This window comes from Psychromonas saccharinae (assembly GCF_051201515.1).
Classification (GTDB): Bacteria; Pseudomonadota; Gammaproteobacteria; order Enterobacterales; family Psychromonadaceae; genus Psychromonas.
Genome location: NZ_CP195153.1, coordinates 4,069,188 through 4,089,891 on the forward strand (window position 1 = coordinate 4,069,188; position 20,704 = coordinate 4,089,891).

Genomic DNA, 20,704 nt, shown 5'->3' on the forward strand with positions numbered 1-20,704 from the left:
CGTTTTGCCTCGTTAGAAGATATGGAGACCGAAGCCCCCATCAATTATTATTTATCGACTATTTCTTTCATTTGTTGCTCAGCCCAATCGAGTGACGCTTTCGTGCTTTTATCTTCAATTGTTGCGCTGTAGATCATCCGAGGAATGATTTGTTTAGCAAAAATTTCCCCCGATTTAGGGAAGGCCTTACCATCAACAACTGAAAAGTTTTTGATATTGTCAAATCCAGCAACAATTTCTTTAATTGATTCTTTACCGTATTTAGCAAAGATCCCCTTTGGATCATTTAAGAATTCATCGGTCTCCGCAATATCACGCAGCATCGGGAGATGACCACCAACGGCCATGTGTGAATAGGCAATCACCTGATCTTTTTCATTCATATATTCAACAAATGCCTTGGTTGCATCTGCTTCCGCTTTATCGTCATTTTTCATAATTGAAAAACCAATCATGGTGCCAAATGAAGAAGGTGATTTATTAGTAATGGTTGTTGCTAAACGCGTATTTTTAGCAAGGTTAGGATCAAACTGAGCATTCGTAAGCTCTTTAAAATTCTCTGAACTTAGCGAACTCGCAGCCGCTTCTGCTAATGCAATATCATCGAGGATATAAGAGGAATAGAAAAACATGGCCAATTTACCCTGTAAATAATAATCACGAGCACGCCATGTTTGTGGGCCAGGAGGATTGTATTGAGCTAACTTTTTATAAAAATCAAGGGTTTCCGTTTGCGCAATAGAATTGAAAATCAAATTACCTGCTTTATCAAATTCACCTGCATCGTTAGACAACGCAAACTGGGTATAACATTGTTCAGCATAACTATCGGCTTTCGTTCCAACTAAAATACCGTATTGATTTTCCTTCGGTTTATAAAAATATTTAGCCGCTTTTTCTATCGCCTCCCAGGTTGTTGGTGGTGCAAGTCCCGCCTCTTTAAACCAATCAGCACGATACCAAATACCTTGTATCCAGCCATGATAAGGAATGGCAACATATTCTTTAAGTTCGGGATTTTCCACCAGCGTCAATGCGCCATTATAAAAACGACTTTTACCGATATCACTGATAGCTTGGGTATTTGCCGCAGTATCAACAATTCCTTCTTCTGCAAAGGCTAATGATAGATTTGATCCGACTTCAATCAGATCTGGTAAAGTATTTGATGCCGCCGCCGCCGCAATTTGCTTCGGCATATCATTTTCGTCCACACCAATTATTTTCACATCAATGCCGGGGTTAAGCGCTTCAAATACATCGGCCATGATCTCAATGGTTTGAAGTCGATCCGATTGAGTTTGAATCGTCCAATATTCTACCGTTGTCGCATTAGCGAAGCTTGAAATAGATAACGTCGCAGCGGTTATTCCTAGTGTCAAAGTACTGATTTTCATCGTAACATCCTTCTTTGTCGTGTTCGTTTTCTTTGCAACCAAAGAAAATGAGTTAACCCATATATGAATAGGTTGATAGGAATACTGACCAAGCCCAAAAGACATCGCCAGTAAGAATCTTAAATTACAAATGACCACAACATCACAGCAACTAAAGTGATGGTGCAGTAGCAAACCGTATTTTTCGATTTATGCATGTCACGTTTAAGAACATTTACAAGAGAATCGCTAGATCAAAACCGGTTTTGCTTTTATGGCTAAAATATAAAAATAATATAATTAATAAGGTAACCATAGACACTATTACTGGTTGTTTTTCGTTCAACCTCTCACTTTTACAAGGGAACAAAACCGGTTTTGATAAGTTTGAGTTGCAGATCACAAAAATGATTTATCTAAATACGCAAACCCCCTCGGAAAAGTAAAATAAAAAAAACATAATAATAAAATAATAGACATAAAAAAATAAGTTTAATGATTTATTAATACTTAATATCAATATCCATCTCTAAGCACTCTGACCATATAGTTAAGTTTGTGAAAAGGCTCAATAAATATGATGCCATTATGCCAATCTGCTGTACTTGTATTAGATTAATCTTTATCCTATTCATTTTAATTTTCCAATAAGGATATAATGGTTATGTTAAAACGATTGCTTGTAATTATTACTTTAGCCATGCCGTCAATCGTCTTCTCTGCTCAAAACTACATACTTGATCCCTCTTTCAATGATTTCCGTCTCAATACAGGTGAATCTGAAGTGTGGATAAGTCACGAAGACTCTAAAGCAGGGTTAGGTGACGTTGGTTCTTCATCAACAAATGCCTCGGGTAAAGATCCTGCTTCTGCATTTAGATTTAAAAAAGATGGGATTGGTTCTGCACGTATTCGCTTCAAAAAATCTGAACACAATAATGATTTATCGACAAACCCAGGCTTGAGTCAAATAGTCATTGATCTTCCTAAAAATAAAGATATGACCTACTCACTTTATTACTGTGATAAAGAAGGCGCGACATCTCCTGCTTCTTTATACATGGGCGTCAGAGATATTAATCCCGGTGAAAGTACACTTTCAGGTAATCTTATTGCAGCAAAACTCGTTCATATACTTGAACTTCGTAATGCGCCAAAAGCGAAAGACTCTTGTTTTCACCGCGTAAGTGTTGACTTTAACTCAGGTGAAAGAGGTATTGTGGAAGTCTTTGCTTTATTAGCAATAGATAATAGAAAAATTGATGGTGCTAATATGAAAAAAGATATTGAAATTCGCGTCGATGATTTTTCTGTCAGAGCTAATAAATAAACCCGATTCTGATTTAGCCAAATAAATCAGTAGATAAATAACAACGCCTTGAATAACATCAAGGCGTTTTTTATCCCCATTGTATTAACTATATGAACTAAATTTTGCATAGGAAAACTGGTTTAGTTCGAGGCAAAAGTTACTGTTTTTTCAAAAAGAACATCCCACCATTAACTTGCTATGCTTTCATTTTTTGTTACAAACTTATCTAACCAATAACCAATGGTATAAATGATTAACAACACAACTACTAATTCAAAGGCACGAAGAATAATAGAGTTTAAACCAAAATTATTACCGTATTGGCCAATGTAAAGTTGATAGGGAATCAAAAAACCCATTAATGCGTCACTGTGGATCAAACCTTCTTCTTTATCGGGATGATTACACCACCATAGAATCGTGAAAACTAACACGGTTGAAATAAACAAATAGGTGAACAAATTAATTTCAGTCCCCGAGAACAACATCGACACAATAATCGCAAGACTACAGCCTCCGACCTGCGACAAAATTTTATTACGCGAATGTTCTTTCATCATGTCATGGGTCGGTTGCATTGCAGACGTAATCAAAGGAACCAAACAAAATACAGCGCTCGTTACTTCATTAATCATTATAAATGCTAAACCAACACCGACTAAAAGCAGGACCTTTAAACGATCAGCACCGCCAATTGGCATTGATACTATTTTCGGCATTTGAGGCTTATGTTTTATCGGCATAATATGATTAATAAAACTTGCTACTAATGCAGTAATTAGCACACTTAGCACGAGATCCCGCGTTATATTGGGGATCATTAATGTATATGCACTACTATTTGCATAAGTGTCGACAAAAATAATCATAAACATCGGCAAAATAACCATTCTTGCTTTTAAATTTGAGTCCACCTTACGTCGAATATGATCAAAATAAATAATACTACAGGTCCAAATAATAAATGGATGACCTGCAAAGGCTTGATTTAAAAGAACCGCGCCTAATGCTGCAAACAACGACGGCAACATCATTTTAATCATCACCCAAATATGATTGGAATAAGAGCTGGTAGCAATAACCACTGCAAATAACACGATGTAAACACTGACCGTTAAATGCAACATTTTACTGAGCATCAGACAAAGCACGATAATCAGTGTTTTACGAATTAGTTCATACATTAGTAGATAAACCTTAACCAACTTAAAAGAGTCATCCAACCGTCAGAAATAATTGAATCATCCCCAACCATCACACTCGCGCGACTACCTGCGACAATGTTCTCTGATTTTTGTTCAGGAATAATACGCACACGCACCTTTTGCTGTGGTCTTATCCAACGAGTTTCCGAGGTAATTTCACCCAGTTCATTTTGATTACTTAACCCACTACTAATAGCCTGATCTATTGAAACAATTTTTCCCCTAAAGACTTTATTCGGCACGGCATCGTAAACAATATTAACGACTTGATCGTGCTTCAATGCACTCAACCCTTTTTCGGTAAAATCGGCTTCAATCCATTGGTTATCAACTTTAACCAGATGCACAACCGTGGTTGATGGTGAAGCATACATTCCCTTGGTAAAGCTTAAGTTAGTAACAATGCTAGCTTCCTTAGCTTTAACCAATGTCCGATCCAGATTAAGTTGCGCTAAATTTAAACTTGCCTGAGCGGATAAATAATTCGCATAGGCAATTGCTTCATTAGATTTGGCCTCGTCTAACGCTTCTTTACTCACCGATGAACGCTTGCTTAATAAATTCACGCGCCTTAAATAATTTTGCGCTTTTATCCAACTACTTTTTACCTGTTTAACAGTCGCTTCCGCACGTTTTTTCTCAATTTCATAGGGTTGTGGATCAATTTGGAATAAAGGCGTGCCTTCTCGTACTCGTTGACCTTCATGAACAAACAATTCTTGAATATAGCCCTTTACTTCAGGCACCACTTTCACCGAGGTTGTTTTAACTGTCGCTTGCGTCGTGAAGGGCAATACGTTATCGCTGTAGATCAGAAAAGCACTAAAGCCAAAGGCAATCAACAACACAAAGGTAGTAATATAGGCGTACACATCACGTTTCATGAATTACCCCTTCAACATTGCTTCAAGTGCGATTTGTTTTTCGGCATAGGGCGCACTTAAACGAGAGGTTGATGTCTGACTATCTCCCTGAATAACAACTGGTTTTGCATGCGTAAATTGTTTAAAACCATGTTCGCCGTGATAAGCCCCTATACCAGAATGGCCAACACCACCAAAGGGAAGGCTATCAATCGTCACATGGGTCATAACATCGTTAATCACTAAACCACCCGACGTTGTATTATCCGCAAAGTGCTGTTGATTCTCAGGGTTATTACCAAAATAATAAGCAGCTAAAGGTCGTGCATTAGCATTAATATATTCAATAGCATCAAGGCGATCGCTATAGGTTTTCACTGGTAATAATGGACCGAATATTTCTTCCTGCATAATTGCCATTTTATCAGTTACGCCAATGACTAAATGTGGTGAAATTGTACGTGTGACTGCGCTATAAGCAGCTTCACCTTCTGGTGCTAAACTAATAATTTTCGCACCTTTTTGTTCTGCATCCTGTAATAATCCAGTCAAACGTTGGTAATGTTTATCGTTAATGATACTAGTATAATCAGGGTTTCCAATTATCGTTGGAAACGCTTTTCTCGTAAATAATTGCGCACTTTCTACAAACTCATTTAATTTATTTTCAGGCAATAAAACATAGTCTGGTGATAAACAAATTTGCCCGACATTAAAGGTTTTGACCGTTAATGTTTTTTCCACTGCATCAATAATATTCGCATCTGTATCAATCATCACTGGCGATTTGCCACCCAGTTCAAGTGTTACAGGAACAAGGTTTTCAGCAGCGGCACGCATTACATGTTTACCCACGGAAGTACTACCGGTAAACACTAAATGATCGAAAGGTAAGGCACTAAATGCCTGCCCAACTTCAGCATCACCCAACACCACTTCCAATTCATCGGGTCCAAAATTCGCCCCAACTAATTCAGCAAGTAATTCCGAAGTACGCGGTGTTAATTCAGATGGTTTTAGCATTGCCGTATTACCTGCTGCAAAAATACCGGCTAGTGGACCAAAAGCGAGGTTAACAGGGAAATTCCACGGACTAATAACACCAACAACCCCCAGAGGTTGATGCTGAATACGGGTTTGCATGCCTGGCTCTGGTGCTTCAATAAGAGTGGGAGCCATCCAAGCAGATACATTTTCGAGCGAATGTTGGAGCATTTTCATAGTGCTACCTAAATCAGCAACCTGTGATTGATAAGCGCTGCGATGGCCAAAATCAGCATTCATCGCATCGGTTAATCGCTGATAGTTCATGCGGATTAAATTGATACTACGCAGTAAACGATCTTGGCGAAGTTTTACATCGGCAGGCCCCTGGCTCAAATGTGCGCGTTTCATTGTTTTCAATACTTGTTGTAACTCTAGAGATGAAACTGATGATGTAACCATAATAATAAATCCTTAAAACGAGAAAGAGTTTAACCTAGGTACTGATTCACTAAGTTGATGCGTAGATAGTAATTGAACTAGCTTACTGCGGCCAACAATGGTATTTTCGTAGGGGTATAAATAAATTTATGAGCTCTGTTTCCATTAAGGTATCCAATGTCACTTGTCCGCCTTCGCACCTTTATCGAAGTCTATCGTCAACATTCCATCAGTAGCGCGTCTCGTATGTTGAATTTAACCCAGCCCGCGGTCTCTCAACATATTGCAGGATTAGAAGTTGCCGTCGGTCGCCCTTTATTTGAACGTTCAGCAACGGGTGTTATTCCCACTTCTGCGGCGGATCAACTTGCTGTTGATATTGGTGATAAGTTAGATTTAGCGGAAGCGGCCCTCGCTTCAGCGCGGGGAAGATCCATGAATGTGGCCGGTGTTTTACAATTTGTCGGTCATGCAGACTTTATTTCCGAGGTATTATCGGAGCAGCTTTTACCTTTACTTGAGGCGGGAATCCGAGTAAGAATGCATACCGGAGATGGTCCCTTCGTCAATAATATGTTAATTGAAGGGCATTGCGATCTTGGCATATCGGCTCATCCAGTTGTCGATAATCGTTTAAAAAGTGAAAAAATCATGACCACCCGCGCACTCCCCGTCGCTTCTCCTGTCGTTGCACAACGTATTATTGAATCGCCAAGCTTAGCAGATGCATTATCCACGGAACCAATGCTTGCCTATAATCTAGAGCTCTCGCTTATTGATAATTGGATAACCAAAAATAAACTCCAGGGAAAACCATTAATTCCGGCGGTTATTAGTCAAGATTTAAGAGCACAACGAAAACTACTGATCAAAGGATTTGGTTGGTCGGTAATACCGGAATTTTTATGTACTGATCAACTGGCCAATAATCAGCTCGTTCAACTTCCGTCTCCCCTTGGTACACCTGAACTTCATTATTATCTTATATGGGCGCCTAGTGCATTGCGCCAAGTTCGTGTGGCACATGCGCGACAAACGTTACTTCAGGGATTACGTGAACATCGCTAATTTAATGTTTACAACGATTAAAATGTTCAACAAAATCAATTATAAAGTGGGCGATTTTATCTACTTCATTAATATTTAGTTGCGCGAGCGAGCACCCATCTATGGGCTGATCACAGGCAAGTGCAATAATTGACGGATCTTCCGTGTATAAAAAGGGTTTATCCAGTTCACAACGATGTAGTTCAATTTTATTAAAGGACTCATGGCGAAAACCTTCCACCAGCACCAAATCTAGCGAGTCGGTTTGTAATAACTGCAATTGCTCGGTTAAGGTGCTTTCCTTCGGTTTATCATATTCATTGAATAAAATAGAACGCTGTGGACCCGCTAACACCAACTGTGAAGCGCCCGCTTTGCGCAATCGATAACTGTCTTTACCGGGTTTATCCATCTCAATATCGTGATGGCTATGCTTAACCAATCCGATATTTAATCCTTGCTTGGTTAACAAAGGAATCAACTGTTCAATCAACGTTGTTTTACCAACGCCACTAAAAGCAGCAAAGCCAAGTAAAGGAACAGGAAAGTGAGTAAGAAAAGACATCAGTTAACCTTATAAAAACTTAAAAAGTATCTACTCTACATCAATAAAAGAATAGTGTTAAACGCATGTAAACTATAACCTAAATGCGCCATTATCTATTAAATAAAATGCATAAGACGAAATACTTATCGTACTCCTTCTTTATCCTTTTTATCAACATGCAAAACTTCTTTTTACTGCATGTGGTTTAAGCGTAAAATGACAACAATGTCATGTTAGTGATGGATTAATGTCATTTATACTTAGTATCCTAAAACAACAAACCATTCAATCAATTCAGTGGCCTATTAATTAAGAATATTCCTCACTACTTCAGCAATATTAATACTAAGTATTCACGTCTCTGTAGACAGCACATAAATATGCATTCGACTCAAGGTACTAAAGCAATAGTACTCGCAGATACCAAGTGCATGAAATAAAATTGGAGAATTTATTATGAAAGCAGTAAAAAATGGGGTTTACGAAACAAATAAAATGCGCGTAGAGATAGGCAAAGAAGTTGTCTCTAAAATATTTAAACCAACTAGAAATAGCAGCCTTCGTTATAACCGAGAAAAAAAATCCCTACAACGCTTATCTGGACTTGCCCATTTCCCTAGATTAATTGACTTTAATGATAAAACCAAGTTAATAAAAATGAGTTCGCTACCGGGTACTCGCCCAGAAAAATTATCGGAACAACAAATAGACTTATTAAGAATAATGATTACAGATATGCTGGCAATGGGCGTAGCACGGCATGCATTACCTATCAGAGATTTACTTGCCGAAGATGAGCAAAAATTAGAAATGGTCGATTTTGAACGCGTGACCATTAAGCATTTTCAATACTCCATCATTTGGTTGATTGCCAAAAAAGTATCCTATTATCATTTGTATCGTTTAATACACCAATACCAACCGCAATTACTGTCTGAATCTGAAAGAAAATTCTTATCAAAAGTCGATAAAATAAGGACTGTTTTACAGGTAATCAAACCGTTAAAACATCCATTGAGATTACTTGCTAAATAACGTAATTTCAATGCGAGTTAAGGGAATAAATATTGAATTAAAATCATCATGTTATATGTATTTATCACTTTGCTTATCCAGTACAGAGGTTAACTTATACGCTTAACTAATCAAACCTTGCTAATCGCTCAGCAAGTCTCTCCTGCATAAATTCAAGAAAAGCCGTTACCTTTCTAGAACGATTAACGCGATCCGACGATAAAAGCGCAACGATATCAGCACTGGCAAGTTGATAATCGGGTAGAATTTCAACCAGCTTACCCGTTTCTAATTCTTGTTTTACATCCCATTCGGAACGTTGAATAATGCCCTGCCCCGCAATACACCAATCCTTGGTTATCTGGCTAACATTACTCGCTAATATTGGTGTAATGCGAACGCTGACCGGTTTATTCGTTTTCGATTCAGTAAACCGCCACATAGTTGCATCTTCATCGTTTTCTCGCAGGGCAATACAGCGATGATAAACTAAATCCATCGGATGATTCAAATCGGTAGTCGCACTAAGGTATGCCGGTGATGCTAATAATAAACGCCGATTCTTTGCAAGTACAATACGCTTAAGAGACGAGTCTTCTAGGTAGCCAATATAAAACATAATATCCGGGCTATTATGCACCGACCATTTAGGAATATCTGAAAGGCTTAACTCAATTCGTGTTAACGGATATTGATTCTGAAATTCCGCGACAATGGGGCCAATGTGCCGTTCACCGAATCCAATCGGCGACATTAACTTGATATCCCCCGATATTGTCAATTTATCGTTGGAAAGATCCTGCTGTAAGTTTTCTAACTCGACTAAAAGTAGCTCTCCTCTTTTCGCAAGTAGCTTTCCTTCCGTCGTTAATGAAATAGAACGTGCATTTCGCTCAACCAACTTCACGCCTAACTTCGCTTCTACATGCTGTAAGCGTTGTGACACACTTGGCGGTGTCACATTTAGCTTTCTAGCTGCTGCGGCTAAAGAACGACTAGCAGCAATGGTAATAAAAAATTCAATATCAGAAGAACAAAGCATTAGGTTTAACCTTAATCATGAAGTTAACAATCGTTAATTTAACTACACCTTGTTGAATGATACAAATATAACTAAATACATATTAACAAGGAATACAAAATGGAACCTTTCTTAACCTTACACAGCACAGATTTGCTGTATCTTTTTTTATTTTTGATCGCAATCATCGCAGGCATTGTTGATGCCATTGCAGGGGGCGGAGGCTTGATCACAATCCCAAGTCTATTACTTACCGGTTTTCCACCCATGGTGTCCTTGGGAACGAATAAATTTCAAGCTATTATCGGTGAGTTAACCACCTCTTTAATGTTTATTGTTAGCAAAGAAATCCCCATTAAAGGGCTCGCTTTGGGGGTTTTCTACACATCAATTGGGGCAATTACAGGTGCGTTTGCAGTGAGTGTCATTGACAAGGAATCGCTAGAGATCATATTACCGATTTTAATGGGGATCATCACCATTTATTCATTAACGTCCAACAGACTAAAATCAACTGAAGCAACAAAAGCTAAACTGACTACCAAACAGTTTATGGTATTAGGCGGACTACTCATTGGTTTTTATAATGGATTTTTTGGCCCCGGAACTGGCTCTTTTTGGATGCTAGCATTTGTTATTTTACTGGGTTACACCATTAAACAAGCGACAATGGCAACCAAACCTCTCAACTTAGTGGGTAATATCGCCTCACTTATTTTATTTATTTATATCGGACAGGTTGATTATCAAGTGGGATTAATTATGGGGGCAGGCCAAATAATAGGCTCAATAATTGGCAGTAAATTTGTTATCAGTCATGGCACAAAACTAGTTCGTCCCGTATTTATCTCCGTCTGTATGATAATGACGGTTAAATTGGTTTACGAAAATATGCCAATGAACCTATTTTTAAGCTAAAAAAAGAATAATTTACATTCATTGAAATTTTTTCGTCATATTCCCGATCATATAATTATCCTGCTAATTTTGTCGGGGAAATGTCTGTGCAAATAACCTAAAGTATTGATGTAAATAGTTAGATCGTTCACTTTAAACTTAACATCTATTTATTTCACGCATTGCTAATTTTTTATATCTTAAATAGCAATGCAGATAAGCAAATAAAATATGATCCGCACAGTCCATTTCACCGTAAAAACTATAAAATAAAAACAAGGGTAATCCAATGGACCACAATTTACGATTACGCTTAGGTGAGAATGTCATGCCTGAAGCGCCAACAATACAATTAACAAATGGTAATCAATGCATTCCGCAACATTATCTAACCTACCAACACACCCTAGAAAGTGTTGAAGCTGTTATTTGTGATATTGAATATGATCCACGATATATTGTTTTTGCAGCGCAAGAAGCGAGTGGTATTTATATCCAAGTCGGTGTTGTTGGTCACGATAATTATCAATATCCACCAGCAGCGAACGATTTAAAATTACTGTTCGGGCGAAAATGGCGTGTTGAACCTGAATTACCAACATCTGAAATTATTCAAACCGTTTTTTTAGCGATTAAAAAGTCGCGCGAACATGAGATCCGCGAACTATTTAAATTAACACTTAAGGAGAGCACAACAACTCCTTTTAACACCCATATTGATCTGCCTTTAATGGCTGAACAATATGAAAAGCAGCCATCCAAAAAAACGACGCTTATTAATATTTCGCCAGAGCAACAAATTGAAAGTATATTGACTCATCTTAGTTATGATCACAGTACCTTTACACTAGGGCAAATCGAACAACGGAGAAATGGTTTATGGCTAGTGGATATTGTAATACACCAGACTCAACGCAGCACTTTGCCTGAAACCAAACATAAAATACTCTACTTACAAGTGACTAACCTTTCGCTAAATACCATTAGCCGAGCGTTAATGAACGAATTAGTTACTCTCAGTAATGCACATGTGGATAAGCATTTCAGTTACCAAGGCTTCCATCGTTTCGATCCCAATATTGATATTGCAGATATTGCTGATCTTTCACAACAAACACGCAAACATAAACTACCAGAGAACTTCTCATCACAATTTAGCAAAACCAATAAAGAAGTAGATCAGAAACGAATTCCACCGGTTAAACCAGGAAAATTAGCCCATAAATACGAGTCGATCATTAAACAGTTTTTGGTGGTTGGGGAGTAGTTGATAGGAAGATTCAGAATATCGGTGTCATTTCAGTAAATACAGAAATGACACATAAAAAATAAATTACCCAGTTAGAAAAATTGACCAAATAAACAAAAAAACAGTATCTAAATCGATTTTTCTATTCTCTTAATTTAAGGATATAACTTACTATTTCAAAAAGTTAGCCTAATATCTAGCTTCCAGCAATAAACTTCCCTTTTTATATACGGTTATCTACTTAATTCACACATTAAACCACACAATATCGATCTATACCCGTTACCATTCAAGATGCAGAAATCAGCAAGACGAGAGGTGAGCAGATTCTAGGCATAAAGGTGAAGATCTAACGGGTTAAATCGAGACTTTATAACAACGAAGATGTTTGCCTCTCGCCTTGCCCTGCGGGTCACTAGCTCGAACACCAATACTGCGTTATAACATTCGATAAGGACTAGCCAATAAAGATGTAAAGTCTTGTTTTTACATCTACCGATAGAGGATTAACGCAGTTAATCGCTCGAAAGGTCATCATGTTACGCCTTGCCTTGGTATCCAAGCTAGTGACTGATAAACGCATCTTGATTGGTAACGGGTATATATACTAACCACATACTGTCAGTAGACATTCCTCTTTATTAAATGTTATGTTATAACGTAATTTAAATAACTTTAGTAAAGAGAATAAAATGCATAACTTATCCCCTGCGCTTAATATTAAACCTCCCCTGCCAAGCTACCGATTCCCATCAATCGATAAATACGCTTCCGTGTTAAGTGATATTTATCAAGAAGAAGTAAATATTGCTATTTGGCAAAATGATTTGTCAGATCAAGTCATTGAAAATATTAATAGCATTATGCACAGCAACCAACGATTAGCCGTCGTGATGACCTCAACACCATCTCAAGTTGTTGATAATTTAATTGAATGCTCGCCTGAATTAATGGATAAGATTCCCCTATGTGAACATATTGCACTATTGGCAGAGATGTTTTGTTCTCTTTTCGAATTAAAACGCGTTGGCCTTCGCTTAACTACCTTAGACCGTGCAATGTGTCCAAGATTTCACGTTGATAAAATCCCCTGCCGCTTAGTCTCCACCTTTGCTGGCACCGCAACAGAATGGTTACCCCATGATAAAATCAATCGTTCGAAACTAGGGCCCGGTAGCAAAGGAAAACCAGATGAAATATCGGGTCTAATTCAACATGCTAACGATATACAACAGATGCAGATTGGCGATGTTGCACTATTAAAGGGCGATGCGTGGTTTAACAACGAGGGAAACGGAGCAGTACATCGCTCACCAGAGATCTGCAATAATAATAAACGATTATTACTTACTTTAGACTTTATGGAATAATCAATAATGCACTTCACCTTCTCGATGCACGATTTATTAATACCCTTGTGTGTATTAAATACTGCTCGGTACGGTCTCAGTAAATGAATCTCTAATAATGAGCAATAAATACATGAAACACGAAAAAATTTTAGCCGTCCCCACCAATGTTATTACTGGTTTTCTCGGTGTTGGAAAAACCTCGGTAATTATGCAGCTGCTTAGCCAAAAACCAAAGCATGAACGCTGGGCTGTGCTAGTGAACGAATTTGGAGAAATTGGTGTTGATGGGGGCTTACTTTCAGGTACGTCTCCTTTAGATAGTCATGTTTTTATTCGAGAAGTACCTGGTGGCTGCATGTGTTGTGCATCTGCATTACCAATGCAAATCGCTCTTAATCAGTTACTTACCGAAGCGAAACCACATCGATTATTAATCGAACCGACAGGCTTAGGCCACCCTCAAGAAGTATTACAACTGCTATCGAATGAGTACTATCAAGAAACTCTTCATTTAGAAAAAACCGTAACACTAGTTGATGCACGTAACTTATCAGACAGCCGTTACACTGAGCATGACACCTTTAACCAACAACTTGAAATTGCAGACATTATTGTGGGTAACAAGGCCGACTTATACAATGAGCAGGATAAACAATCATTAGCCACTTATTTAAACACCAAAGGTTATACTCCCGAACACTTATATTTTGTGGAGCATGGTGCAGTCGGTTTAGATTGGTTATCAGAAAAGAAAGAGGCTTTATCGAAAAGAAATAACACGACAAAAGTACCACACCAACATACTCATGAACATGAACACCATCATGATCATGCGCATCATCACGACTCACAAAGCAATATCGACCAAACACCACTAGAATCAGGCTTTATAAAAGCTATTAATCAAGGTGAAGGGTATCAAAGTATTGGTTGGCGATTTGCAGCAAACCAATTATTTAATCACGATAAACTGATTCCCTTTCTTACCCATATTAAGGCGATTAGGGTTAAAGCTATATTTATGACAAACGATGGTATTTTTGGCTATAACAACACCCCCGAAGATTTTAACGAATTTACATTAAATAAAGCAGATGAAAGCCGTATAGAGATTATTTGCGATACGTTAGATGACACTTGGGAAGCACAACTTAAACAATTAATCATTCATGTCGATTAGTTTATATCTTTTGCTCAGCGAGTAGAGTTACTAAAGTCTGTTGACCCTAATATAAAGCCCATCATATTTTGCAATAGGACGGGCTTTATAGGTCATCATCAATCTGTTTAAGCGCTGACTTCATCCAGTAAATACAAAATAGATTGGTAAGGAATACCACTGTGGTGTGATAAACCAATCTCGCAGGTGCGGCTGTTACTGAATCCGCGCGTACAATTATCTGGTACTTGATCTTTTAACTCTTTGAGTGCTGCCGCGTTAAGCTCGGGTGTCGTAAAGCCTTTGTCTCCAGCCCAACCACAACATTGAATATGTTCAGGTACAATAACATCAGATGCGCAGGCCTTGGCTAATTCAAGCATGCTATTTTCCAATCCCATCCGTCGAGCGCTACAGGTAATATGTAACATAACGGTTTCTTGAGTTGGCGAAATAGTTAAGTTATCCAACAAGTATTTACGCACAAAAGCTGTTGGCTCTAATACTTCTAAAGGATGTGTAAACTCTTCAAGACTGCGCTTAGCACAGGGACTCGTATCCATTAACACAGGCCATTTGCCTTGCTCACTAGCCTGCCATAGTGCATCTTCCAATTGCTTTGCTTTCTGTTTCGCTAAATCAACCATACCTTTACTATCGTAGGGCATACCACAACATTGATCGTTTAATCCTGCTGGGATAATCACCTCAAAACCGGCTTTGGCAATAAGCGATTCCGTCACCTGAGTCAAAGAACGTTGATCCTTATTATCAGCTTGCTGTCCCATGGTTCGGCTCGCACAGGAAGGGAAATAAACCACTTTTTTATCATTGCCAGTCGAAAGACTATTTTTCTCAACACCGTTACTATTTGCAGTCGGTATTTCAGGCATCCAAATCGGTGTTTTTCCTGCTGTTAAGTGATGAGTACCATTAACAATATTCCCAACGACTTTATTACCTAACACTTTCTGGGCAACAGCATTGGTTTTTAAACCTGCTCGAACGAATTTGGTTGTCGTACTAAAGTGATTAGCAGTCCAACGGGCGATAGGTGTATATTTTTTATAACGTGCCGTGCGCAATTGCTTCATTAAATCGCCAGTATTAATACCAACGGGACAGCGCTCTGCACATAACCCCGTCGCAGCACAGGTATCGACACCCTGATAATCAAATACTTTACTTAGCGCTGCAGAACCTTGTTTTTCGCCCGCAGATTCTCGGCGCTGTAATTCACGATACAACACGATACGTTGACGTGGCGACAAGCTTAATGTCCGCGAAGGACAAACAGGCTCACAGAAACCACATTCGATACAACGGTCAACAAGCTCGTCGGCCTTCGGCATTGGTTTAAGATTTTTGAGATGTGAATGCGTATCTTCATTAATAATCACCCCAGGATTCAAGATACCTTTCGGATCGAATATTTTTTTAATTCGTTCCATTAAAGCATACCCATCTTTCCCCCATTCTAACTCAACATATGGCGCCATGTTACGGCCTGTTCCATGTTCTGCTTTTAATGAACCTTTATATTTAATCGCCACTAACTGAGCAACGGCATCCATAAAATCACCGTAACGTTTTATTTCATCTTCCGACTCAAAGCCTTGGGTAAATACAAAGTGAAGATTTCCCTCTAGAGCATGACCAAATATAATCGCTTCATCGTAATTAAATTGATCAAAAAGATCCTGTAGATCCTGTACACCTGCCGCTAAGTTTTCAACTGGAAACGCAACATCTTCAATGACCACACTGGTTCCAACTTCACGCACAGCACCAACAGCTGGGAACATACCCTTGCGAATTCCCCACAAGGTAGCAACCATACCTGCATCGCTCGTAAAGGCGACGGATTCAATCACTTTAAATTGTGAAACCGTCTCCATCACCGTCGCGCATTGACGATCTAATGTAACCTGATCACCCGCTCGCGATTCAATCAACAAGGTCCCCGCTTGTAAATCAAGTTGTGCGATAAAGCCTGGCATGCCCGGTTTATCTGCAACCGAACGCATCGCTCTTCCATCCATCATTTCAACGGCAGAAACGGGATCTTTTGCCAATGCAGTCACCGCAAGACTCGCTTCTTCGATATCTTTAAAAACAATCAGTGCAGAAGCTTTATAAGGATGTTCAATAACAGTGTTATAGGTAATTTCAGCAATAAAACCAAGCGTACCTTCGGAGCCAACTATTAAGTGTTTTAGTACTTCAATCGGATCGGAATAATCAACCAATGAATTAAGCGCGTACCCCGTAGTATTTTTAAGACGATATTTATGACGGATACGTTGTGCTAATTCGCTATTATTCTTCACTTCTTCCGATAAGGACTCAATTCCAGCGATTAGTTCAGCTTGATTAGTTTTGAAGTCACTAATACTTTCTTCACTAGCAGTATCTAAATAAGTACCATCGGCAAAAACCAGCTTCATACTGTCCACTGTACGGTAAGTATTTTGCGCCGTACCACAACACATACCACTGGCATTATTTGCGGCAATTCCGCCAATTTTACAAGCATTAATAGAAGCGGGATCTGGACCGATTTTTCGACCAAAAGGCGCTAGGTATTTATTTGCATCTGCACCAATAACACCGGGTTGTAAAGTAATCTTATTACCATCATCAAGAATACGGTGACCACGCCAGTCATCACTTAGGGTAAGCAATACAGAATCAGAGACAGCCTGACCCGAAAGACTGGTACCGGCAGCACGAAAAGTGCAGTGTATACTCAGTTCAGCACAGGCTTTTATAGAAAAGATAACCTCTTCAAGGCTTTTTAAACGCAGTACCATTTTAGGCATTAAACGATAAAAACTGGCGTCGGTACCGTACGCGAGACATTGCGCTTCTTCGGTAAATATTTGTGTTTTTTCTAGCCGTTCAGCTAATTTATTTTCTAGTTGTTGATAGTCAAGTTCCATCATATATCCTTCGTTAACATTTCTACCCATAAGATTTGCCACACCAATCGATGTGGCCCCGACTATCACCCCTTTTGGGCGAGCATAAGCGCATCGGTAAACCCATAGCCATAAATCACGACTAACCCAATCACGCCCGTTGCAATAACATAAAATAAAGTAGGTATAATTGTTTTTCTCAATGTCGCCCCTTCACGCCCCAGCAAACCAACCGTTGCAGAAGCTGCGACTACGTTATGAACTGCAATCATATTACCGGCAGCGGCACCAACTGCTTGTAAAGAAACCACCACCACACTAGAAACACTTAATGATTGCGCTACTTCAAACTGAAATTGGCTAAGCATCATATTGGATACAGTATTTGACCCCGCAATAAATGCCCCCATCGCACCAATTGAAGCACTCAAACCGGGAAATAAATCCCCCACTAAATTTGAAGCAAAATTAGCAGTCGTTACCGGCATACTTGCTAAATCAGCGGCATTAACACCTGAATTGATAAATATACGCACCATCGGAATAGTAAACATCAAGACAAATCCAGCTCCCAATAATGTTTTACTCGACTCACCCACGGCGCTCACTAAGGGTTTAAAACTGCGTGATTGCAATAACGTCGCAAGTAATGCAACAAAAACAAGAATCCCACCAGGTAAATACAAGGGTTGAAGTGATGCGCTAATACCCGTTTCACCTAAAATATTACTAAATGATAAGCTGATGCCTGTTAAGAAACCTTTAAAGTCAGTATTAACACGACTAACCACCAATATTGCAGCTAATAGGACATAGGGCGTCCATGCAAGCACTAGGCTCATAGCACTTTTTTTCTCGGCTTTTAGATCTATTTTTAGTGAACCCAACCATTCCTTTGGCCAACTACTTTCATTTTCAAAATCCCACTTATTTTTTGGAACAAGAAAACCTTTCTTCGCAGCCGTAATAACAATAGCCAAACTTGCTAATCCACCAATTAATGAGGGGAATTCAGGGCCAAGAAAGACACCTGTCAACGCATAAGGAACGGTAAAAGATAATCCAGCAAAGATAGCGAAAGGTAAAATATCTAATCCTTCGGTCCAGCTTTTCTTTTTACCAAAAAAACGGGTTAGCATAATAGCCATTAAAACAGGAATAAACGTACCAACAATCGCATGAATAACGGCAACACTACTGGTTATTTGCTGCAGATAAGCATCCCAGTTCGAGCCACCAGCAACTAATTTTTCTGTAATGTTGTGCGTATCAAGCCCTTTATTAACGCCCACAATAATTGGCGTACCAACGGCACCAAATGACACAGCGGTTGATTGAATCATCATTCCCATCAATACTGCAGCTAATGCAGGGAAACCAATAGCAACAAGTAATGGAGCCGCAATTGCAGCGGGTGTCCCGAAACCAGATGCACCTTCGATAAAGGTACCGAAACACCATGCAATAATAATCGCTTGAACACGACGGTCAGCAGAAATATCCGTAAAACCATTACGAATAACGCCAATGGCTCCGGTATGCTTTAAAGTGTTAAGTAAAAAGATGGCCCCAAAAACAATCCAAAGTACCGCAATGGTAATCATTAATCCCTGCAAAGAAGAAGAGATAACCCGAGTCATTGATACATCCCAGACAAATAATGCAATTAAAGCTGTCACCAAAAATGCGACGGGCATTGCACGTTTAGCAGGCCAATTTAGGCCAAGTAGCAAAATAGCCACCACCATTATTGGTGAAAATGCAATTAGCGCGAGAAGGGTTTCATTCATACTAATTATCCTTGTTTTTATCAAGTGTATTGTGTCAATCAAGTTACAACTGTTACCGGAATTGTTACCATTAAACAGTTTGTAAACGAGTCGTTAAAGCAATGTTGCACACAATACACCTATCTTTTTTGTCGATATAGAAGGATAATGAATAACATTATTTCCAAAAATGGACTAATCATGACTAAAGCAGATGATCTGATCTTATTTGTTCAAGTGGTAGAGGAAGGTTCTTTCAGTAAAGTAGCAGAACTAAATTCCCTTACAAATTCTGTAGTTAGCAAACATATTGCGAAATTAGAAGATGAACTTGGTGTTCAACTTTTATTTAGAACCACACGAAAACTAACCGTTACTGAAGCTGGAAATGTGCTCTATCAACGTGCTAGAAATGTGAAGCAGGCTACATTAGAGGCGATTGATTCTGTCTCTGGATTTGGAGATAGCTTGACTGGACACATCAAAATGTCAGTTCCATGCATCTCTGGTAACTTTGTTTTAGCCAATGCAGTTGCCGAATTTTGTAATATGCATCCCGACTTAACCGTTGATATGGGATTGGAAAACTCCTTTGTTGATATTTTAAAGGGTGGATATGACCTTGTCGTTCGCACAGGTAAGTTAATTGACTCAAGTTTAATCGCACGACACCTTATTGATTCTCAATGGGTTATTTGTGCCGCACCAACTTATATGTCACGTTATGGCACACCAATGACTCCCGAAGATCTGGTGAATCACAACTGTCTGCAATATGCCTATCAAACAACGGGCGCTTCGGAATGGGAGTTCAAAGGGATTGATGGTAACTACACGGTCAAAGTGTCAGGTAATTTCTCAACCAATAATACCGAAGCATTAAGAAAATCCGCACTTGGTGGCCACGGATTAGCCTACGTTCCAAGATGTTTAGTCCATGAAGATTTTTTAAAAGGAGATTTATTAGATGTATTCCCCGAGCGGGTCGGTAAAAAACTCGGTATTTATGCCGTTTACCCCTTTACCCGCCAACCACCACGAAAAATTGAAATGTTAATAGAACATATCAAAGCCGCCTACTCAGCGAAGACTTCTTATTTTTAAGGCATAAGCTCCTTAAGCCCATCACTTTAATTCGAAAAAAAAAAAGCCCGCTTAGTTCTAAGAACTAAGCGGGCTTTTTTAAATGTGGTCGAGGATAGAAAATTCGAACCTAAAAACCACCCCTCTGGTCCAACTGTTTATAGGCTTCGCGACAACGCGCTACCAAACTGCGCTAATCACCTCAAAATTAGAACGAAAAAAAACCGCAACAAGTGCGGTTTTCTTAAATGTGGTCGGTGATAGAGGATTCGAACCTCTGACCCTCTGGTCCCAAACCAGATGCGCTACCAAGCTGCGCTAATCACCGAGATATCTATTTTACATCGAGAAAAGATGGGGCGAATGACGGGGATTGAACCCGCGACAACCGGAATCACAATCCGGGGCTCTACCAACTGAGCTACATCCGCCACTAAACTAACACACTTAAGACCTGAAATATT

Annotated in this window: 16 protein-coding genes and 2 tRNA genes; 8 read left to right on the forward strand and 10 right to left on the reverse strand. The window is 39.1% G+C overall.

Features of this window, described 5'->3' with window-relative positions; translation table 11 throughout:
- Positions 1 to 47 precede the first annotated feature (47 nt).
- Positions 48 to 1,397, reverse strand: a complete 1,350-nt coding sequence (locus ACR30L_RS18200) for an ABC transporter substrate-binding protein (RefSeq protein WP_435235645.1) — start codon at positions 1,395 to 1,397, stop codon at positions 48 to 50.
- A gap of 643 nt (positions 1,398 to 2,040) precedes the next feature.
- On the opposite strand from ACR30L_RS18200, the gene ACR30L_RS18205 reads away from it, so the two are divergent.
- Complete coding sequence (locus tag ACR30L_RS18205) at positions 2,041 to 2,706, forward strand: hypothetical protein (protein WP_435235646.1); 666 nt, start codon at positions 2,041 to 2,043, stop codon at positions 2,704 to 2,706.
- A gap of 170 nt (positions 2,707 to 2,876) precedes the next feature.
- On the opposite strand, the gene ACR30L_RS18210 is transcribed toward ACR30L_RS18205, so the two are convergent.
- The 3 genes from ACR30L_RS18210 to ACR30L_RS18220 are packed head-to-tail and all read right to left on the reverse strand — an operon-like array spanning position 2,877 to position 6,202.
- Positions 2,877 to 3,872: a DUF2955 domain-containing protein gene (locus ACR30L_RS18210; RefSeq protein WP_435235647.1), complete on the reverse strand. Its 996-nt coding sequence runs from the start codon at positions 3,870 to 3,872 to the stop codon at positions 2,877 to 2,879.
- Positions 3,872 to 4,777 carry an HlyD family secretion protein gene (locus ACR30L_RS18215; RefSeq protein ID WP_435235648.1) on the reverse strand — a complete coding sequence of 302 codons (906 nt, stop codon included), beginning with the start codon at positions 4,775 to 4,777 and terminating at the stop codon, positions 3,872 to 3,874. The genes ACR30L_RS18210 and ACR30L_RS18215 overlap by 1 nt, the downstream gene beginning before the upstream one ends.
- Positions 4,778 to 4,780: 3 nt before the next feature.
- On the reverse strand, positions 4,781 to 6,202 hold the full coding sequence (locus tag ACR30L_RS18220) for a coniferyl aldehyde dehydrogenase (protein ID WP_435235649.1): 1,422 nt from the start codon (positions 6,200 to 6,202) through the stop codon (positions 4,781 to 4,783).
- Between the two features lie 156 nt (positions 6,203 to 6,358).
- Here ACR30L_RS18220 and ACR30L_RS18225 point away from each other — a divergent pair, with 156 nt between their 5' ends.
- Complete coding sequence (locus ACR30L_RS18225) at positions 6,359 to 7,249, forward strand: LysR family transcriptional regulator (protein ID WP_435235650.1); 891 nt, start codon at positions 6,359 to 6,361, stop codon at positions 7,247 to 7,249.
- A gap of 1 nt (position 7,250) precedes the next feature.
- Here ACR30L_RS18225 and mobB read toward each other — a convergent pair whose 3' ends face one another.
- Positions 7,251 to 7,793 carry a molybdopterin-guanine dinucleotide biosynthesis protein B gene (mobB, locus tag ACR30L_RS18230; protein ID WP_435235651.1) on the reverse strand — a complete coding sequence of 181 codons (543 nt, stop codon included), beginning with the start codon at positions 7,791 to 7,793 and terminating at the stop codon, positions 7,251 to 7,253.
- Between the two features lie 438 nt (positions 7,794 to 8,231).
- On the opposite strand from mobB, the gene ACR30L_RS18235 reads away from it, so the two are divergent.
- Positions 8,232 to 8,810: a hypothetical protein gene (locus ACR30L_RS18235; RefSeq protein ID WP_435235652.1), complete on the forward strand. Its 579-nt coding sequence runs from the start codon at positions 8,232 to 8,234 to the stop codon at positions 8,808 to 8,810.
- 106 nt (positions 8,811 to 8,916) lie between these two features.
- Here ACR30L_RS18235 and ACR30L_RS18240 read toward each other — a convergent pair whose 3' ends face one another.
- Positions 8,917 to 9,831: a LysR family transcriptional regulator gene (locus ACR30L_RS18240; protein ID WP_435235653.1), complete on the reverse strand. Its 915-nt coding sequence runs from the start codon at positions 9,829 to 9,831 to the stop codon at positions 8,917 to 8,919.
- A gap of 99 nt (positions 9,832 to 9,930) precedes the next feature.
- Between ACR30L_RS18240 and ACR30L_RS18245 the strand changes: the two genes are divergently transcribed.
- The 4 genes from ACR30L_RS18245 (at position 9,931) to ACR30L_RS18260 (ending at position 14,488) form a co-directional block, all read left to right on the forward strand.
- Positions 9,931 to 10,728 (forward strand): TSUP family transporter, encoded by a 798-nt coding sequence (locus ACR30L_RS18245; protein WP_435235654.1) that lies wholly within the window; start codon positions 9,931 to 9,933, stop codon positions 10,726 to 10,728.
- 268 nt (positions 10,729 to 10,996) lie between these two features.
- Positions 10,997 to 11,974 carry a hypothetical protein gene (locus ACR30L_RS18250; RefSeq protein ID WP_435235655.1) on the forward strand — a complete coding sequence of 326 codons (978 nt, stop codon included), beginning with the start codon at positions 10,997 to 10,999 and terminating at the stop codon, positions 11,972 to 11,974.
- Positions 11,975 to 12,648: 674 nt separating this feature from the next.
- On the forward strand, positions 12,649 to 13,326 hold the full coding sequence (locus ACR30L_RS18255; RefSeq protein ID WP_435235656.1) for a DUF1826 domain-containing protein: 678 nt from the start codon (positions 12,649 to 12,651) through the stop codon (positions 13,324 to 13,326).
- A gap of 112 nt (positions 13,327 to 13,438) precedes the next feature.
- Complete coding sequence (locus ACR30L_RS18260) at positions 13,439 to 14,488, forward strand: CobW family GTP-binding protein (protein WP_435235657.1); 1,050 nt, start codon at positions 13,439 to 13,441, stop codon at positions 14,486 to 14,488.
- Between the two features lie 107 nt (positions 14,489 to 14,595).
- On the opposite strand, the gene ACR30L_RS18265 is transcribed toward ACR30L_RS18260, so the two are convergent.
- Complete coding sequence (locus tag ACR30L_RS18265; RefSeq protein ID WP_435235658.1) at positions 14,596 to 17,409, reverse strand: FAD-binding and (Fe-S)-binding domain-containing protein; 2,814 nt, start codon at positions 17,407 to 17,409, stop codon at positions 14,596 to 14,598.
- Positions 17,410 to 17,474: 65 nt separating this feature from the next.
- Entirely contained in the window at positions 17,475 to 19,178 is a 1,704-nt protein-coding gene (locus ACR30L_RS18270) for an L-lactate permease (protein ID WP_435235659.1), read from the reverse strand.
- Between the two features lie 180 nt (positions 19,179 to 19,358).
- Here ACR30L_RS18270 and ACR30L_RS18275 point away from each other — a divergent pair, with 180 nt between their 5' ends.
- Positions 19,359 to 20,261 (forward strand): LysR family transcriptional regulator, encoded by a 903-nt coding sequence (locus ACR30L_RS18275; RefSeq protein ID WP_435235660.1) that lies wholly within the window; start codon positions 19,359 to 19,361, stop codon positions 20,259 to 20,261.
- 230 nt (positions 20,262 to 20,491) lie between these two features.
- Here ACR30L_RS18275 and ACR30L_RS18280 read toward each other — a convergent pair.
- Both ACR30L_RS18280 and ACR30L_RS18285 read right to left on the reverse strand, forming a co-directional pair.
- Positions 20,492 to 20,568: transfer RNA gene (locus tag ACR30L_RS18280), tRNA-Pro, on the reverse strand.
- Positions 20,569 to 20,595: 27 nt separating this feature from the next.
- Positions 20,596 to 20,671: transfer RNA gene (locus ACR30L_RS18285), tRNA-His, on the reverse strand.
- Positions 20,672 to 20,704: the final 33 nt, after the last annotated feature.

Coding starts and splice junctions, on each gene's coding strand:
- ACR30L_RS18250 (WP_435235655.1), top strand. CDS start 10,997: ATGGACCACAATTTACGATTACGCTTAGGTGAGAATGTCATGCCTGAA.
- ACR30L_RS18270 (WP_435235659.1), bottom strand. CDS start 19,178: ATGAATGAAACCCTTCTCGCGCTAATTGCATTTTCACCAATAATGGTG.
- ACR30L_RS18255 (WP_435235656.1), top strand. CDS start 12,649: ATGCATAACTTATCCCCTGCGCTTAATATTAAACCTCCCCTGCCAAGC.
- ACR30L_RS18235 (WP_435235652.1), top strand. CDS start 8,232: ATGAAAGCAGTAAAAAATGGGGTTTACGAAACAAATAAAATGCGCGTA.
- ACR30L_RS18200 (WP_435235645.1), bottom strand. CDS start 1,397: ATGAAAATCAGTACTTTGACACTAGGAATAACCGCTGCGACGTTATCT.
- ACR30L_RS18225 (WP_435235650.1), top strand. CDS start 6,359: ATGTCACTTGTCCGCCTTCGCACCTTTATCGAAGTCTATCGTCAACAT.
- ACR30L_RS18240 (WP_435235653.1), bottom strand. CDS start 9,831: ATGCTTTGTTCTTCTGATATTGAATTTTTTATTACCATTGCTGCTAGT.
- ACR30L_RS18275 (WP_435235660.1), top strand. CDS start 19,359: ATGACTAAAGCAGATGATCTGATCTTATTTGTTCAAGTGGTAGAGGAA.
- ACR30L_RS18260 (WP_435235657.1), top strand. CDS start 13,439: ATGAAACACGAAAAAATTTTAGCCGTCCCCACCAATGTTATTACTGGT.
- ACR30L_RS18215 (WP_435235648.1), bottom strand. CDS start 4,777: ATGAAACGTGATGTGTACGCCTATATTACTACCTTTGTGTTGTTGATT.
- ACR30L_RS18265 (WP_435235658.1), bottom strand. CDS start 17,409: ATGGAACTTGACTATCAACAACTAGAAAATAAATTAGCTGAACGGCTA.
- ACR30L_RS18245 (WP_435235654.1), top strand. CDS start 9,931: ATGGAACCTTTCTTAACCTTACACAGCACAGATTTGCTGTATCTTTTT.
- ACR30L_RS18210 (WP_435235647.1), bottom strand. CDS start 3,872: ATGTATGAACTAATTCGTAAAACACTGATTATCGTGCTTTGTCTGATG.
- ACR30L_RS18205 (WP_435235646.1), top strand. CDS start 2,041: ATGTTAAAACGATTGCTTGTAATTATTACTTTAGCCATGCCGTCAATC.
- mobB (WP_435235651.1), bottom strand. CDS start 7,793: ATGTCTTTTCTTACTCACTTTCCTGTTCCTTTACTTGGCTTTGCTGCT.
- ACR30L_RS18220 (WP_435235649.1), bottom strand. CDS start 6,202: ATGGTTACATCATCAGTTTCATCTCTAGAGTTACAACAAGTATTGAAA.